Consider the following 14,995-nt stretch of genomic DNA (forward strand, 5'->3'; position numbering starts at 1 on the left):
CAGAGCCTAATATGAACATAAACTTTACCCCGCTTTCTACTTCTCATTTTTTGCTTCTTTTAAAATGGTTAGAAATGCCGCATGTAAAGCTATGGTGGGACGAGGATATAAAATGGAGTTTAGAATTAATCGAACAAAAATACTTAAGCTATATTAAGGGGTATAAGCTAGAAAATAATAAACCTAAAAATATACAAGCTTATATTATAGAAGCAGACCGTACTCCTATAGGATATATCCAAATTTATAATGCTTACGATTTTGAACGCTCAAGCCCATTAATAAACTTACCTTCAAAACTTGCGGCAATCGATTTCTTTTTAGGCGAAGCTGAATACTTAAACAAAGGAATTGGGCTACTTGCTCTAAAAAATTTTTTAGAACATTTTATAGATAAGCAATATACTCATGTTTTAGTTGATCCTGATAGAAAAAATATCTCTGCTATTAAAACTTATAAAAAAGCAGGATTTAAAATAATTCAAGAGAATAAGAATATGTTAATGCTTAAGGAATTAACCCACTAACTTTGGCAATATATCTTATAATTTGTATATTTCTTAAAGCCTAGTTTTTCAGCAAGCGAAGTTGCCATCGGTGAAGTTTGAATTATTGCCTTATCTACTCCCATTTCTTTTAATATTTTAAACCTAGCCCTATGTAAATCGCTTGCAAGACCTCGATTTCTATATTCTGGCATCGTTGAGTCATGATAAAAACCTGCTATGCCATTTGCAAAAGTTATAGAGGCAGTTGCAACAATTTTATTTTCTTCATATGCTGCAAGCGGAATAAAGACTTTATTATCTCCAATAAATTTTGATAGCTTATCTATATAAACATCACAAACGTCATCACTAAACCCAAAGCCCTGAGCTAGCACCTTAACCCATTCCTTATATTCTTCCATTTCTGTAATAATTCTAATATTTTTATTATCTATATTTTGTTCATGATAATCTTTAAGCTCACAAACCATTCCTGCGTCACTAAAATCGGTATATTTACCTTTTTGAAAACGCTCAAGCATTTCAGAAGATAGATTCTTTTCATCAACCCACCAAGCAAACGGTAAAGCATTTAGTTTAAACACTTCTTCCATTTTATCCATTTGGCTTACATTCACTTTATCAGGCAGTACAATCATATTCCATAAAGGATGATTACACCCTGTATGTATTAAATAATAATTTACCTTATCCATTTGCATTTTTTGCAATCCAAAATATCCAAATGTGCCTATTAGACTTTGATCCACTAAATCAGTATTGTTACTCATAGATTTATTTTAATATATTAATTATATATTAGGGGTTATATGTAAATAGTCAAAGAAATATATGGAATTGTTAAAAAGAGTTGCTTGGGATAGCCTAATACTTCGATGTCATTCCTGCGAAAGCAGGAATGACAATAAAATCACTTTTTTAAGACAATCTCAAATATATTTTTCTTCACAGAAGATAGATATTAATATAGATTAGTACAGCAAAAAGAATTAGTGAGTAAAATGCCAAAAGATCAGAATTTAGACATAGAAAGAAAGCAAGATCATATTGAAATTAATCTTACAAAAAACGTTGAATCTACACTTAAAAGCGGTTTTGAATCTATTCAATTTATTCACAACGCATTACCGGAAATTAACTACGATAGCATAGATACTACTACTACTTTTCTTGGAAAATCTTTGCAAGCACCTATTCTAATTTCTAGTATGACCGGAGGAACGACTAGAGCTAGCGATATTAACTATAGGCTTGCAGGGGCCGCTCAAAAAGCCGGAATTGCTATGGGACTTGGCTCTATGCGTGTTTTATTAACGAAGCCGGATACGCTCAAAACATTTGCAGTAAGGCATATAGCTCCCGATATCCCCTTACTAGCCAATATCGGTGCAGGGCAGCTTAATTATGGAGTGACACCAAAAGAATGTCAGTATTTAGTTGATGCCGTTAAAGCCGATGCCTTAATCCTGCATCTGAATGTGTTACAGGAGCTAACGCAGCCTGAAGGTAATAGAAATTGGGAAAATCTTATACCTAAGATAAGAGAATTGGTTAATTACCTCTCTGTCCCGGTAATTGTTAAAGAAGTAGGATATGGTTTATCTAAACAAGTTGCTCAGAGCCTTATTGATGTAGGAGTTAAAGTTCTCGATATTGCAGGGAGCGGTGGAACGTCTTGGAGTCAAGTTGAGGCTTATCGTGCTACAAATTCGTTGCAAAATCGTATAGCTAGTAGCTTTATCAATTGGGGAATTCCGACTTTAGATTCTCTCAAAATGGTAAGGGAAGTTTCAGGAAATATTCCGATTATTGCTAGTGGCGGACTAAAGTCCGGTATTGACGGAGCAAAAGCAATTCGTATGGGAGCAAGTATTTTCGGGCTTGCCGGTCAATTTTTAAAAGCGGCGGATATTTCAGAAAGCTCGGTTTCCGAAGAGATACAATTAATAATAGAGCAGCTTAAAATTACCATGCTATGCACCGGATCACGCACTTTAAAGGATTTAGCAAAAGCAGAGATAAGGGGGTAGTGGTTATTTATAATATCTCAGTATTAAACTCAAAAACAACTCTTTCAGCTTTGTAATCTCTTATAGAAATAAGCTTAGTTTCTTCTTGATAATTGCCTTTTGTAAACGCATTTATAGTATTACGCCAAAACTTTATTGCCGGTTTATTTTCAGGGATAGCTGTCACCTCCCATAACCCTTGATACATTTGCCAAATTTGTCGTGCTACTTCTCGTCCTACTCCTTTATTTTGAAATCTTGCTATAATAAAAAGCTCAGCCATATTCCAATCGATTTTATCATGCGTTCCAACCTTATTAAGTAATACAAAACCTGCTATTTCTTGCTGCACTTTAACCAAGTAGGCTTTCCTATCGGCTTCCTTAAAATATTTTTTATAATCAGCAGCTTCATATAAACCATCCTGAGGCAATGCCCAATCATATTCATCAGATTCAAAACCACAATAGCGTGACATATCATATACATAAAACCGCCCCATATTTTGAATTAGAGGGTAATCAGCGAGTGCAGCAGGGATTAAATGTATATTTTTTATAAGTCTATTATTCATAACTCTTTTCTTAAATATAATTTAGCCATTTCTCCGGAATTATGATAACCAAGTTTTTCATAAAATATATGAGTGCCATCTTTTACTCTGCGAGTACCAGATACAAGATCGATAATTACAGGGCTATACTTTTCTGCTATTTCTTCTAAATATTCCATAAGCTTTTTACCTATTTGCCTCCCACGATAATTTTCATCAACAATTAATGCTTCAATGTGAATCCTAGTTTTATTTGAAACAAAAAGCAGCGATTTAGACCAAGCAATAAATCCAACTATTTTATTATCTAAACTAGCTATGGCAACACCATACCCATCACTATTTATAAAATTCTTAAAACGTGCTGTTAATTCTTCTGAACTAGAAGGATAGCCAAGTTGAGCCATCAAAGATATAATATTTGTAATATTATCAGGAGTTGCTAAACTAATATTTACACTACTCATAATTATCCTTTGTCTCTTTGTGTTTTTACCCATTTACAGCATGATATATGTTTTTAAAAAATTAAAAGATAATGTATAAACTGAACATAATTCAACTTCTTTTACTATATATTATGTCCCCAAGGAATTTCTCCAACAGCTTGTTGGAGGATTTGCTGTTCTTGATATTCTTCTGCAAATTGCCTCATATACGAAATATTTTGATAAGATAATCCTTTCATTTCAGGAAATTCTTTTAATAAGTCTTTAGAAATATTTTCTATAACTTTTGCTCCCCATTTCTCAAGCTTTTGACGTTTAATTATTTGAAAACCTATATTCCAATATAATTTTATCAGTTCTTTATTTACACTTAAGTGAGCACGAATCCTGGTTTGTGTGATTTCTAACTTTAATTGCTCAATTAAATCATAGTATGATTTTTGATCTAAAATATTACTCATTTACTCAATTTATTTGTATGCTCTAAAATTCTCTCAGCTACAGCATTTGCTGTTAGATCACTAACATCTATCTCTAACAAATGAGGATGTGAGATATTAATTAACTCTGCATTTCCTTCAATACTCAAAGATTTATAACGCAAAGCTCTATCGGGGTTTTGTATTCGTTTATTATTTTCCTCTTCTGAAATAAGTAGTTTTACAGGTACAAAAAGAGAGTCACGCCGCAATGCCATATTTTCTACTTGCTTAAAAAGCTTATGATCACCTTGATTATCTTCTAAGACATTGGTTAATATATAATTATTAAAAGGTTCTTGCACGATAAACTTAAAAACATTATCTCTAATACGCCCAATTGTATCCCATGCAAATTCTGGAATCTTCTTAAATCCGTCATATTCAAGTAAAGCAAAAATAGGATTATTAATTAACTGATTATCGCATATAACATAACCGCTTTTGCTAAGCTCTTTCGCTATAGTATATTTACCGGTTCCGGCTTTACCTATTAAGTAGATAATGGTGGTCATAATTACAATATATTGTATCTTATTTTTTACAAAATAACCTTTCTAAAAGTCAAAGATATACGTCTATTACGAGCTATTTTATTATCACTCTTTCTAGCTGCAATCCCATGCTCCCATTTATATCTTGCTTCATTTTTAAGAATTAATAAACTTCTAGGTTTAAGCGTAATAGAATATTTCGCTTTATCATTTGTTAACTCCATAATGCAACTTCCGCCTAAGCTGAGCGAGCATATAGTATCTGAAAAGCAAGGTATACAATCAATATGAGAGGCTATACCTTGCCCCGGCATATACTCATTTATAATTACTTGATTTGGAAGTTCATAAAAAATATTTTGCTTATAAAATGTCTCGCATAGAACTTGTAACCATTTAGGCAAAGCACCTAAATAATAAGATTGATTTATAGAGCGGCTTTTATAATCATATTTATAACCATAATGCTGGACTCTACGCTTTAATTCAGTAATCCATGGTTGGCTATCTATTAATTTTATTAATTTATATTCTTGTTCTATTGTTATATATTCTGCAATATATTTTAGGTCCGGAATAATTATTTGGTCATCAAAGAGCCTAAGTTGACTCATAATTCTTAAATCTTTCTTCTAGCTCTTTATCTAAAAGCCAAATATGTTCCTTTTCGAGTATCTCATAGCGTAATTGTTCTTTTTCTCTATCAAGAATAGGTAAGGTGGCTATTTTAGCAGCTCCGTAATGAACACCTTGAAAATCAATATTTAACTCATGACAAATTTTTTCAACTGATTTAAGATATTCTAAATCATCATCAATAAAAATAATCTTTTTAAAATGTAAATTAGATTTTTCAAGAGCCGCTTTCAGTACTAACCCTTTATCTGCAAGAGCCGTTAAAATAACTCCTGATTTTAACATAGGAGTACCACTTTTATTTTTCAATTCCGGAAAAATCATATCTTCTTTAAAAGGTGAGGTATTGATAAAAGAAATATCTACTTGTTTTAAACCGACAAATCTGAGGTTTTCCATTTCAGCTATTTTACCGTACTTTCCTGTCCACCACCCACTTAAAGCAATTGCCGGGATATTTCGTTGTTCTAAGTTTTTGATTAATCCTTTCATATTTGAATTAACCGGCTTAACTGTCCGCCTTTCAAAAACGCAGCTATATAAATATGTAAGTTCATCTTTTGAATATTTCTCTTTTAGCTGTTTAGTTAGTTCTTTATCAAAAATAACTAAAGTATCTTTGTCGGCTTTGTTTACATGCTCCTCTATTACCTTGAAATCATTAGTAGGAATAATTTCAGCAAAACAGTTATAAGATAAATAAATTAAGCTTAAGAATAGAATTTTGAAAAGTTTTATCATTTATTTTAATTTAGGAATTGGAAAATTGTGGTGCATACTGTATGTAGTAGCTTTTGTTCTATAGTACAAGGAAAATATTTTAATGTCATTCCTGCGAAAGCAGGAATCCAAAAAAAAGTCTAAATATAGCAAATTTTTAAAGTTAAAAGCTCGATTTATCTCGCTTTATGCTGGATTCCTGCTTTCGCAGGAATGACATACTAATAAACTTAATTTACTTATTAATCTTTCTACTTATACTATCAAAAACACTTTTATGCGAATGAATCTTACCTTTACTTAAATCATCTATACCTTCTGCGAGAGCCATTTTTAATATTTGTTCTTTAAAGGCTTCAAGCTCCTGAAATTCTTTATTAGAAATAATTACCGCTACAGGCTTACCGTTTTTAATAATACTAATAGGCTCAGTTTGAGCTTTAATAAGCAATTCCCCAAATTCTCGCTTTGCTTCAGTTGCATTTAATTGCTCCATATAAATTGACCATTTTAATTATTTTAATCAATTAAATCATGAATTCTTACTATAATCAAGTTAAATTAATATATAAAATCATTTAGATTGCTTCGTCAAAATTTTCAATTTTTCCTCGCAATGACATTAATTTATTAACTAGCCTGTCGTAATACCGTAACAAAAAACAAACAAGCATTATTAAATCGTATGAATTAAAATTTGTTATAAATCCGTAGCAAATTTCTTCCATAAAGCCTCTACATCAGAATTACGTAACAACGATAGATTTTGCTTTATCTTGTCAACGTTCCAATTCCACCATTTAATTTGCAATAATTTTGTTATATCATCATCGGAAAAACGCTTTTTAATTAATTTGGCAGGATTACCTCCCCAAATTTCATAAGCCTTGATATTTTTTGTTACTAAACTCCTTGCTCCTACTATCGCACCATCGGCAATTTTAACCCCTGGCATAACCATACTTTCGGCACCTATCCAAACATCATTACCAAGAACAGTATCACCTTTAAGTCTATAAGCTTTTGGTGGAACGGTTTCATAATTGTCAAAATCTTCATCAAAAGAATCAAGGGGGTAAGATGCTATCCAATTATAATTATGTCCTTGCGTTCCACCCATCATAAATTTAACGCCGGTAGCAATTGAACAAAATTTACCGATAATAAGCTTATCAATTTCATCAGACTTATAGCGATTATCCTCTGCATCTAAGTACATAACACAATCATCAAAAGCAGTGCCGTGATAATAACCTGAATAATAAGAATAATCGCCTGCTATAATATGCTTTGATTTAACATGATCTTTGATGAAAATCGAATCACGATAACTATTAAATATTTTCATAAAATCATTTAAAATTTTAATTTCAATATATATTATAGTTAACTGTTGAACAAATATATTTTATGAACTTAATCGCTAACTCCATTAAACTTATGCGTTGCACGCATTATAACGAGTGGAAAGAATATCATCGTATACGAGCTGAGCAAATTTTTGATACTATAAATGTAAAATATGACTCTAACCATCCAACTATAACGACAGAAAATCATTATCATTTTGTGCTATATAAAGGAGTTAAAATCGTTGCAACTGCTCATATAGAATTTTTAAATGAAAATGGATCGGCACTAAGGTCACTTGCAGTAGATAAGCCTCATCAAAACCAAGGATTCGGTAAATATACAATGAAACTTTTAGAGAAATGGTTAAAACAAAGAAATATCAAAATACTAAAAATGCACGCAAGATTAAATGCCGAATCTTTTTATCGTAAATTAGGATATATTGATATGGAATTTAACGATGTTTCGGTACAGAAAAATTATATAGATTTAGGAAAAATATTGTAGAGTATGAAAATAGAAAAAATATCACCGGAACTTGCTGAAGATTTATGCCGCAAGCTTACAGTTGATTTACCTGAGTATTTCGGTTTACCTGAATGTAATGAGCAATATGCTTTAGGGATTCGTTCTCGTATCAATTTTGCAATAAAAATAGAAAGAAAATATGTAGGCTTACTAAGTTTAGAATTTCCTTATCCTAATAATGGAAATATTTATTGGATGGCTATTTTACGAGAATATCAAAATTTGGGACTCGGCAAAAAGCTTATCGAGGCAGCAAGTATCTATGCACAAGAAAAGAAAGCAGAAACTTTAACTATTGAGACGCTTGCCTTAAAAGAATCGGATGAGAATTATCTTAAGACTTATAAATTTTATGAAGCTTGCGGTTTTAAACCTTTATTTAATTTAAAGCCGCAAAATTATGAGTGGAATATGGTTTATATGGTTAAAGATTTAAATACTAGAAATCCCCTGCAAACTTTAATTCTGCTTGAGAAAGATGCACGAAGCTATGGTTTTGATTGGCCTGATCATGAAATGATTTTAGAGCAGGCAATAGATGAATGCAGAGAGATAAAAGAGGCTATTGACGATGTCGAATCTCCGGAAAGAGTGCAGGAAGAAATAGGCGATTTACTCCATACGGCAATTTCGCTATGTATTTTTTTAAAGTACGATGTAGAAGAAACGCTAAGCAAAACAAATGAGAAATTTAGCAAACGTATGAAAGCAATAAAAATGCTTACTGAAAAGCATAATTTGCCAAATCTACAAGGACAATCCATAGAATTTATGCTGAAACTTTGGAAAGAAGCAAAAGAGATAGCTAAAGATAGATAATAAAATTTTGTTATTTATAGTTTACGTATTATAATTAAAGGAAACTTATAGTAATATAAATAGTTTGTTATATTTAAATAATTAAACAAAAGAAGATATGTATTTTCATCTAGCAATTTTAATACTTTTAGCAATAAATCTACTTATCAGATTTAATTTTAAACATATTATTAAATCTGACATTATACAAAATTTTTTTGGAGTTAGTTGTATTATAATTGCTTTTCACATAAAGACTTTATTAGATGAAATTTTTGAGCATATTGGGTTTACTATAACTGATGATAAACCAACTATTGTATATTGGGATCGCATTGAATGGGGTATTAGAGGATCGCTTAGTGATATTGGACTTTGGAGTTTTATAGTAGGTGGGACAATCGCCTATTGGTTTTTCTTTTTTCTAATAGATAAATTTAAAGATAAACAACGTACAGATATAGGCGTTTTATGGATAATGGTTGGTGCTACATTTATATTATGGTTAGGAGAGTTTTTATGGTGTTATATTTTTTACCCTTCTTTTGAAAATAGCTTTTTTATTTTAACGATAATAGCTTTAATTTTAAAATTATTTCAATTTATCACAGCAAAATTTTTCTATATCGCTTATCGTTTTCACTTATCAAATATAAAAAATCTTAAAAGATGGATTATCAATGCAGAAGTTAATCCTAAAAAAATAGGATATGTCAGTTATTACGAACAAATTATTATTGAAGCAAAGACAGACGATGAAGCAAAAAATTTTTTCAAAAAATATATTCAGGATAAACAAATAGACAAATATAATATGAATGTAGTAGAGGTTCAATTGTACAATAATATGGATTTTGATTTTAGTTTAGAAGCCTTAATTAGCTATATACCCTTTAATTTTTTACCAAAAGGTGATTGTGCGATACTTGGAAGTATATATAAAGGACTAAAACTTCAAGAAATTTTACCATAACTTCTTTATAGTTTTACAACAGAAATTTATTTATTATACTCTGTCGGCATAATATTTTCAAAATACTCATTCCCTAATTCTAAAAATGTATTAAAAAAAGTGGAACTTATTATAGTTTGTGGAAGATTAAAATCTCTTCTACCATTTGTTGTTGTCCAACTTTCTGCAATTGCTTTATCGGCCTTTCTTTGAATGCTACCGATAAACATATTTCTTCCATGTGTGTAATTTATTCCTTCTGCAGAAATATAATCATTCGTTTGGCTAACTGCCCGCCACGATAAATTAAATATTTGTCCTACCGAAAAATTCTTTAATAAACCTATAAAAGTATTCATAGTTTTGTCTCCAACAGGCTCATTTAAAGTAAAACCTCTTTTAGCTAATAAATATTTAAAATATTCTATACATTCATAGCTAGTAATTTGTTTCCACATCTCAGCAATATCGTCTTTCCATGAAGAAGACCACTCACCTTTAACAAGATTTTTTACATCGTCTAAATATTGTTGTTTTTCCTTAATATTCATAGACGGTAAAAGTTCCCATATTATTTTTTCTATGGAATATATCTGCAGCTTTTTTTCTGCATCAAACTCAAAAGCATCAAGAGGACTTGAAGGACTAATTACTATAAGACCTTTATTACATAAATGATTTATAATCCTATTAGTCAGTTCTCTATCAGGCGTTAAATCAGGGATAGAAGGGTTATTAGAAAACGGCTCTATAAATTCAAAATTTTCAGAACCAGAATGCGATACTACACTTAACAAATATAAGGCGTCTTTTAAAGTTAATTCTTCAATTGGGATATTTTTCAAGCCGGTTTTAATATAATCATAATAATATTTCTCTTTTATAAGGTTTCTTTTTTCTTCTTCTTTAATTTGCTTTTGCTGTTTTATAGCTTTCTTGCAATTATCACATGAACAACTAGAGTTATCGTTATGATTACACATAGGACAAAATAGATCAAAACCATTTTCACCATAATATTTATAATTTCTACTCTTTAGCCTAATAACTAAATTTGTATCTTGGCAATATTTACAGAATAATTCATGATGTGGAATAAGTGGAAATAAATTAACTAAACTATTGGGAGATATGTTAATGTTAAATTCTTTTAACAAATTATCTACTTTTTCATTATCATAGTAACGTTTTATTAGATCTTCGAGCTGTTTTTGAGTCAAATGCGATAAATCTTTATGAGCCATAACTTAATTGATTATTAGGTATATAATTGTAACTTATAAAATTACGGCTATAATAGAGAAAGTAATATGAATATACAACTATTTTTATTATAAAAGTAAAAATAGAAATTAAAAGACTATCAATATGAGGTAATTAGCAGACGATAAGCTTTTTAAAAAGCTTTTAGACTTTATAAATATAATGACAAATGCGTATGAAACTTTTAAAGGTTCGACAATTGCCGAAAAAAGGGAATTTTTAAATTTTGTATTTGCGAACCTAAATTTGAAAGGCGGAAACCTTGATTACTCCTTGGCTTTCCCGTTCGATAAACTACAAGAATTGGCTAACTGTCCAGACTGGCGGAGAGAGGGGGATTCGAACCCCCGACACGTTGCCGTGAACACGCTTTCCAGGCGTGCGCCTTAAACCGCTCGGCCATCTCTCCAAAATTTTTAGTGTTGTTTGCGTGGTATTGCCTGCGTGGACCGGTTTTCTGTCATTGCAAGAAAAATTACGTAGTAATTGTACGTATGCAATCTCAGGATGCTTTACAAGATTGCCACGTCGCTTCGCTCCTCGCAATGACGATTTGGCACCCATGCGGGCAACGTTAACAATTATTCTTAGAAAAAATATTATTGGCTTCCTCTAGCTCATTTTTAGTATTAACACCAACAATTAAATCATGATCATCTGATAATAAATATGAAACTTTTTCACCGTGATTTTTACATATTTTTACTATTTCAGTTAAATAAACTTCCTTATTACCGTTAGTATTAGTAGCAAATAAAGGTAAGTATTTATTTAAAATTCCGCTGCTGAAAGCCATAATCCCTGAATTACAGAGCTTTATTTTCTTCTCTTCTTCACTTGCGTTTTTATGTTCGATTATCTCTAAGAATTCGCCATTTTTATCAGTAGCTATTCTTCCATATTGAGCCGGATTTGCTCTCTCAAAGCTTAAAGTAACTAATGCAGAATTAGTAAGGCTTAAGTAATCTATTAATTCATACATAAGTTTTGGAGTAATAAGAGGATGATCACCGTATAAAACTAATATTGTTTTATTTTTATCAATTAAATCTATTGCTGCATAAGTAGCATGAGCTGTGCCTTTAGGTTCTTCTTGCAGTACAAAGCGACACATATTTTCATAGGGCGTTAAATGTTTTTTAAGTTCTTCTGAATAAACTATAATTACATCATTGGTGACGTTAAGCGAATTCTTTAATACCGTTTCAAGCATTGGAACTCCGCCGACTTTATGCATTACTTTCGGTAAATCGGACTCTATTCTAGTACCTTTACCGGCTGCTAAAATAATTATTTGATAATTTGCATTGTTATAAGTCATTGTTCTCCTTGTATTATTTCGTAAACATCATCAGATAATTCATAATTCCCGAAAACTCTTTGCACATCGTCGCTTTCTTCTAAAACTTCCACAAGCTTTAGTAATTTTTCAGCTTTTTCTTTATCGTCTATGATTATAGTATTTAAGGGAATCCAGCCTATATAAGAGTCTTCAGGTATGCCATATTTAACGTTTAAAAATTCTAGAACTTTAGAAAAATTTTCGATATCCGTATAGATTGTATGAAATATTTCATCAGATACGATATCATCCCCTCCGGCTTCTATTGCTGCCTCGAAAATATCTTCATTCGATGCTATGTTTGTTGGATACTGAATAACTCCGCAATGTTTGAATAAATAATTAACGCTACCTGTTTCACCTAAGCTGCCACCGTATTTGGTAAAACCGGAACGCACTTCGGCAGCAGTGCGGTTTTTATTATCGGTTAAAGCTTCAACTATTATAGCAATACCATTCGGTGCATAACCTTCATATCTAATTTCCGTATAATTTTCGGTATTAGCATCGTCAGCACTATTAATAGCTTTGTCTATTCTTTCTTTTGGGAGATTTTGACTGCGTGCGGCGGTTAAAGCGTTTCTAAGACGCGGATTATTTTCAGGGATATTAGAAGAGCCGGTTTTAACTGCAGTAACTATTTCACGAATTAATTTAGTGAAAACTTTTGCTCTTTTTTTATCTTGAGCCCCTTTACGATGCTGAATATTTTTAAACTTTGAGTGACCGGCCATTTTGCTATTAATTATATTATGTATATTTAGAGACTATCTGTAAATAAATTTTAACCGGTAATTTAATTCTTTTTTGCTGCAAATTGTAAGTTTTTTTTTGAAATATGAACAATATTCCTTCAAAAATCTTATCAATTTTCGCTAAAAAAGCTCTTTAATTACTAAGTTAAAGTTTATTTACAGATGGCCTCTTAGGAATTAGATTTTATTTTGATGGGTGAGTACACGGAGCGTACATTTTAGTACGTGAGTATACGAATCCCTGAAAAAATGAAACAATAATTCTTAAAATATACATAATATTAACCTTGTTTTGCTTTAAATCTTTTATTCTTCTTATTTATCACAAAAATTTTGCCTCTTCTTTTCACGATCTGACAATCTTTATCACGTTTTTTTAACGATTTTAATGAGCTAACAACTTTCATAAAATATACTTATTACATTTAATTCGGACTAATAATAAACGTTTTTATTTAATCAGTCAATTAACAATTTAAAAATAAAACCATGTTTCGTGGTTTTTTATTGACATATGTTAATAGAGCAATGTATAATATATTTATAAAAATTAAGAAATATCATATTTCATGGTTTCTAAATTTAAACTTAACCAATAATTTAAATAGGGGTCAAATTATGAAAAAATACTCGCCGTATAATTTTAATCAAGGGACTATAAACGAAATCAAGAAAAATGGAAGAGAATAGAGTTTAGACAAACCATATTATGATGAATTTCTTGTTGAATTACCGAAATTAGTTCAAAAATTTGATCTATCTGAAATAATTACAAAAGTAGATTATCCAGGTAAACATGTATCCATATTTAATGCAGTAGGGGAGCTAGCATCCTATGCTCAGCTTGCTAAATGGGCTGAGAATGCTATTAAAGATGAGCAGCAAGGTGAAAATGAAAAAGCTAATAATCAATGGAAAGCTATAAAAGCAGTGTTAGAGTATGCTAAAACATCAGGTATAGATTATTGTAGTTTAATAAGAGGTTGGGAAAATAATAAAGGAGCAGCACAAGGCGATCAGATACTAAAACTACTAGAGAACAATTTACAAGAAACAAAAAACCATAAAATTAAATCAGAAATATTTAGTCTTATATTAGAAGAAGCAAATAAAGGAGAATATGGTTTATACGCTATTCCAAATAATTACAAAAATAATGAAAATGTAAAACATGCAGCTGCAAAACATAAGGAATTTGTTAATGATGAGCTTGAAACATTGACAGTATGTTGGGCTACTATAGAGCCTACAGAAGAGTTATTTGAAGATGAATCTCTTGAAGAAGAATCAAATATTTCTCATAACGATTTTACTCCACCGCCGGAAATGCCGCAATATATAGACCTTAGTAATTCTGAGCAGCTTGCAGCATTATTTAGTCAAGCAACAGCTCTCGCTAATAAAGCAACTTCAACACCTGGAAATTATCAAGCATGGCAAAATCATGCCGGTTCAATATTAAATAATGCAGAATTAGGTGAACAACCTTCTACTAGTTCAAATACCGCTAGCTCTAATAGAGTAGAGTTTAATGTTAAAGAAAGTATTAATGAAATCAATAAGTTAATAAAAAATTACAAAATAGTAATCAGTGAAGAATATATAAATAGAGTCTTAGAAACCGAAGATGCAGAGATAATAGATCAAGCTTTAAATAAGCCTCACTTTATTAAACAAGAACTTCTCATAATAGTAGGAAATCTTACGAAATCATTAGGTAGTCATTATGCTTCTCTGAATTTTGTAAGTAAGTCTTTATTTGTAGAGTCAGATGAGTTTCAAAATTTAGCAGAATTTATAGAAGATTTACTACCTATATTAGATAAAGAAAGTAAAGCTCTAAAATATGAATATTGTAAAGTAATAACAGAAGGAACAAGTAATCCATTACAAGTATTAGGCTCTATGTTTGGTGGAGAACCATTAAATCCATTAAAAACAGCAGCAGAAACATATATAAAATGGTATGAAGAAAACTTTTCTAGAAGTGAAAATTTTGAAATTACCGGAAGCAATTTAAACAACCATGAAGTCGATTCTTTAGGCGATACTTTACAGGCTGATCTTGATTTAGATTAAGTCTTCAAATCTTAAATATCATAACTTTCTTTGCTTTATAAGGGAAGTTATGATACTTGTCTTTCTTCTTAAAAAT

At 30.8% G+C, this 14,995-nt stretch carries 19 protein-coding genes, 1 tRNA gene and 1 pseudogene; 7 read left to right on the forward strand and 14 right to left on the reverse strand.

Annotated elements, in window-relative coordinates; genetic code table 11:
* The first annotated feature begins 11 nt into the window (after positions 1-11).
* A complete protein-coding gene (locus H6P87_RS03840) occupies positions 12-527 on the forward strand; it encodes a GNAT family N-acetyltransferase (RefSeq protein WP_202068327.1) in 516 nt (171 codons plus the stop codon).
* On the opposite strand, the gene H6P87_RS03845 is transcribed toward H6P87_RS03840, so the two are convergent.
* Positions 524-1,279, reverse strand: coding sequence for a GNAT family N-acetyltransferase (locus H6P87_RS03845; protein ID WP_246437684.1), 756 nt, complete (start codon positions 1,277-1,279; stop codon positions 524-526). The two genes, H6P87_RS03840 and H6P87_RS03845, sit on opposite strands and share 4 nt — an antisense overlap.
* Before the next feature lie 231 nt (positions 1,280-1,510).
* On the opposite strand from H6P87_RS03845, the gene fni reads away from it, so the two are divergent.
* On the forward strand, positions 1,511-2,539 hold the full coding sequence (gene fni, locus H6P87_RS03850) for a type 2 isopentenyl-diphosphate Delta-isomerase (RefSeq protein WP_202068329.1): 1,029 nt from the start codon (positions 1,511-1,513) through the stop codon (positions 2,537-2,539).
* Positions 2,540-2,546: 7 nt separating this feature from the next.
* On the opposite strand, the gene H6P87_RS03855 is transcribed toward fni, so the two are convergent.
* From H6P87_RS03855 to H6P87_RS03890, 8 genes are all read right to left on the reverse strand, one after another.
* Positions 2,547-3,092, reverse strand: coding sequence for a GNAT family N-acetyltransferase (locus H6P87_RS03855; protein WP_246437686.1), 546 nt, complete (start codon positions 3,090-3,092; stop codon positions 2,547-2,549).
* Positions 3,089-3,538, reverse strand: coding sequence for a GNAT family N-acetyltransferase (locus H6P87_RS03860; RefSeq protein WP_202068331.1), 450 nt, complete (start codon positions 3,536-3,538; stop codon positions 3,089-3,091). Before H6P87_RS03860 ends, H6P87_RS03855 begins: the two co-directional genes overlap by 4 nt.
* Positions 3,539-3,642: 104 nt before the next feature.
* Complete coding sequence (locus H6P87_RS03865) at positions 3,643-3,981, reverse strand: DUF1016 N-terminal domain-containing protein (RefSeq protein WP_202068333.1); 339 nt, start codon at positions 3,979-3,981, stop codon at positions 3,643-3,645.
* Complete coding sequence (locus H6P87_RS07330) at positions 3,978-4,217, reverse strand: hypothetical protein (RefSeq protein ID WP_202070113.1); 240 nt, start codon at positions 4,215-4,217, stop codon at positions 3,978-3,980. The genes H6P87_RS03865 and H6P87_RS07330 overlap by 4 nt, the downstream gene beginning before the upstream one ends.
* Positions 4,218-4,540: 323 nt before the next feature.
* Positions 4,541-5,107, reverse strand: a complete 567-nt coding sequence (locus tag H6P87_RS03875) for an alpha-ketoglutarate-dependent dioxygenase AlkB (protein ID WP_202068335.1) — start codon at positions 5,105-5,107, stop codon at positions 4,541-4,543.
* Positions 5,094-5,870, reverse strand: coding sequence for a DUF2608 domain-containing protein (locus H6P87_RS03880; protein ID WP_202068341.1), 777 nt, complete (start codon positions 5,868-5,870; stop codon positions 5,094-5,096). The genes H6P87_RS03875 and H6P87_RS03880 overlap by 14 nt, the downstream gene beginning before the upstream one ends.
* A gap of 214 nt (positions 5,871-6,084) precedes the next feature.
* Positions 6,085-6,345, reverse strand: coding sequence for a type II toxin-antitoxin system Phd/YefM family antitoxin (locus H6P87_RS03885; RefSeq protein ID WP_202068343.1), 261 nt, complete (start codon positions 6,343-6,345; stop codon positions 6,085-6,087).
* Positions 6,346-6,549: 204 nt separating this feature from the next.
* On the reverse strand, positions 6,550-7,197 hold the full coding sequence (locus tag H6P87_RS03890; protein WP_202068345.1) for a CatB-related O-acetyltransferase: 648 nt from the start codon (positions 7,195-7,197) through the stop codon (positions 6,550-6,552).
* Between the two features lie 92 nt (positions 7,198-7,289).
* Between H6P87_RS03890 and H6P87_RS03895 the strand changes: the two genes are divergently transcribed.
* From H6P87_RS03895 to H6P87_RS03905, 4 genes and pseudogenes are all read left to right on the forward strand, one after another.
* The gene (locus tag H6P87_RS03895) at positions 7,290-7,709 is read left to right on the forward strand and encodes a GNAT family N-acetyltransferase (RefSeq protein WP_202070114.1); all 420 of its coding nucleotides are present in this window, start codon (positions 7,290-7,292) and stop codon (positions 7,707-7,709) included.
* 3 nt (positions 7,710-7,712) lie between these two features.
* A pseudogene (locus tag H6P87_RS07335) lies at positions 7,713-8,048 on the forward strand (GNAT family N-acetyltransferase); the annotation flags it as partial.
* 198 nt (positions 8,049-8,246) lie between these two features.
* Complete coding sequence (locus tag H6P87_RS07340) at positions 8,247-8,549, forward strand: MazG nucleotide pyrophosphohydrolase domain-containing protein (RefSeq protein ID WP_338050470.1); 303 nt, start codon at positions 8,247-8,249, stop codon at positions 8,547-8,549.
* A 97-nt stretch (positions 8,550-8,646) separates the two neighbouring features.
* Positions 8,647-9,501 carry a hypothetical protein gene (locus tag H6P87_RS03905; protein WP_202068349.1) on the forward strand — a complete coding sequence of 285 codons (855 nt, stop codon included), beginning with the start codon at positions 8,647-8,649 and terminating at the stop codon, positions 9,499-9,501.
* Positions 9,502-9,527: 26 nt separating this feature from the next.
* Here H6P87_RS03905 and H6P87_RS03910 read toward each other — a convergent pair whose 3' ends face one another.
* The 5 genes from H6P87_RS03910 to ykgO all read right to left on the reverse strand — a co-directional run bounded on the left by H6P87_RS03910 (position 9,528) and on the right by ykgO (position 13,247).
* Entirely contained in the window at positions 9,528-10,724 is a 1,197-nt protein-coding gene (locus H6P87_RS03910; RefSeq protein ID WP_246437690.1) for a hypothetical protein, read from the reverse strand.
* Between the two features lie 340 nt (positions 10,725-11,064).
* Positions 11,065-11,152 (reverse strand) — tRNA-Ser (locus H6P87_RS03915).
* 165 nt (positions 11,153-11,317) lie between these two features.
* A complete protein-coding gene (locus H6P87_RS03920; RefSeq protein WP_202068354.1) occupies positions 11,318-12,064 on the reverse strand; it encodes a sugar phosphate nucleotidyltransferase in 747 nt (248 codons plus the stop codon).
* Positions 12,061-12,819: a YebC/PmpR family DNA-binding transcriptional regulator gene (locus tag H6P87_RS03925; protein ID WP_202068356.1), complete on the reverse strand. Its 759-nt coding sequence runs from the start codon at positions 12,817-12,819 to the stop codon at positions 12,061-12,063. The genes H6P87_RS03920 and H6P87_RS03925 overlap by 4 nt, the downstream gene beginning before the upstream one ends.
* A gap of 302 nt (positions 12,820-13,121) precedes the next feature.
* Entirely contained in the window at positions 13,122-13,247 is a 126-nt protein-coding gene (gene ykgO, locus H6P87_RS03930; RefSeq protein ID WP_004998227.1) for a type B 50S ribosomal protein L36, read from the reverse strand.
* Positions 13,248-13,770: 523 nt separating this feature from the next.
* Between ykgO and H6P87_RS03935 the strand changes: the two genes are divergently transcribed.
* On the forward strand, positions 13,771-14,919 hold the full coding sequence (locus H6P87_RS03935; protein WP_246437693.1) for a hypothetical protein: 1,149 nt from the start codon (positions 13,771-13,773) through the stop codon (positions 14,917-14,919).
* Positions 14,920-14,995 lie beyond the last annotated feature (76 nt).

This window comes from Rickettsia tillamookensis (assembly GCF_016743795.2).
Taxonomy (GTDB): Bacteria; Pseudomonadota; Alphaproteobacteria; order Rickettsiales; family Rickettsiaceae; genus Rickettsia; species Rickettsia tillamookensis.

Excerpts from the sequence above, each read along its gene's own strand:
- H6P87_RS03840 (WP_202068327.1), top strand. The coding sequence starts at position 12 with ATGAACATAAACTTTACCCCGCTTTCTACTTCTCATTTTTTGCTTCTT.
- H6P87_RS03845 (WP_246437684.1), bottom strand. The coding sequence starts at position 1,279 with ATGAGTAACAATACTGATTTAGTGGATCAAAGTCTAATAGGCACATTT.
- fni (WP_202068329.1), top strand. The coding sequence starts at position 1,511 with ATGCCAAAAGATCAGAATTTAGACATAGAAAGAAAGCAAGATCATATT.
- H6P87_RS03855 (WP_246437686.1), bottom strand. The coding sequence starts at position 3,092 with ATGAATAATAGACTTATAAAAAATATACATTTAATCCCTGCTGCACTC.
- H6P87_RS03860 (WP_202068331.1), bottom strand. The coding sequence starts at position 3,538 with ATGAGTAGTGTAAATATTAGTTTAGCAACTCCTGATAATATTACAAAT.
- H6P87_RS03865 (WP_202068333.1), bottom strand. The coding sequence starts at position 3,981 with ATGAGTAATATTTTAGATCAAAAATCATACTATGATTTAATTGAGCAA.
- H6P87_RS07330 (WP_202070113.1), bottom strand. The coding sequence starts at position 4,217 with ATGGCATTGCGGCGTGACTCTCTTTTTGTACCTGTAAAACTACTTATT.
- H6P87_RS03875 (WP_202068335.1), bottom strand. The coding sequence starts at position 5,107 with ATGAGTCAACTTAGGCTCTTTGATGACCAAATAATTATTCCGGACCTA.
- H6P87_RS03880 (WP_202068341.1), bottom strand. The coding sequence starts at position 5,870 with ATGATAAAACTTTTCAAAATTCTATTCTTAAGCTTAATTTATTTATCT.
- H6P87_RS03885 (WP_202068343.1), bottom strand. The coding sequence starts at position 6,345 with ATGGAGCAATTAAATGCAACTGAAGCAAAGCGAGAATTTGGGGAATTG.
- H6P87_RS03890 (WP_202068345.1), bottom strand. The coding sequence starts at position 7,197 with ATGAAAATATTTAATAGTTATCGTGATTCGATTTTCATCAAAGATCAT.
- H6P87_RS03895 (WP_202070114.1), top strand. The coding sequence starts at position 7,290 with ATGCGTTGCACGCATTATAACGAGTGGAAAGAATATCATCGTATACGA.
- H6P87_RS07340 (WP_338050470.1), top strand. The coding sequence starts at position 8,247 with ATGATTTTAGAGCAGGCAATAGATGAATGCAGAGAGATAAAAGAGGCT.
- H6P87_RS03905 (WP_202068349.1), top strand. The coding sequence starts at position 8,647 with ATGTATTTTCATCTAGCAATTTTAATACTTTTAGCAATAAATCTACTT.
- H6P87_RS03910 (WP_246437690.1), bottom strand. The coding sequence starts at position 10,724 with ATGGCTCATAAAGATTTATCGCATTTGACTCAAAAACAGCTCGAAGAT.
- H6P87_RS03920 (WP_202068354.1), bottom strand. The coding sequence starts at position 12,064 with ATGACTTATAACAATGCAAATTATCAAATAATTATTTTAGCAGCCGGT.
- H6P87_RS03925 (WP_202068356.1), bottom strand. The coding sequence starts at position 12,819 with ATGGCCGGTCACTCAAAGTTTAAAAATATTCAGCATCGTAAAGGGGCT.
- ykgO (WP_004998227.1), bottom strand. The coding sequence starts at position 13,247 with ATGAAAGTTGTTAGCTCATTAAAATCGTTAAAAAAACGTGATAAAGAT.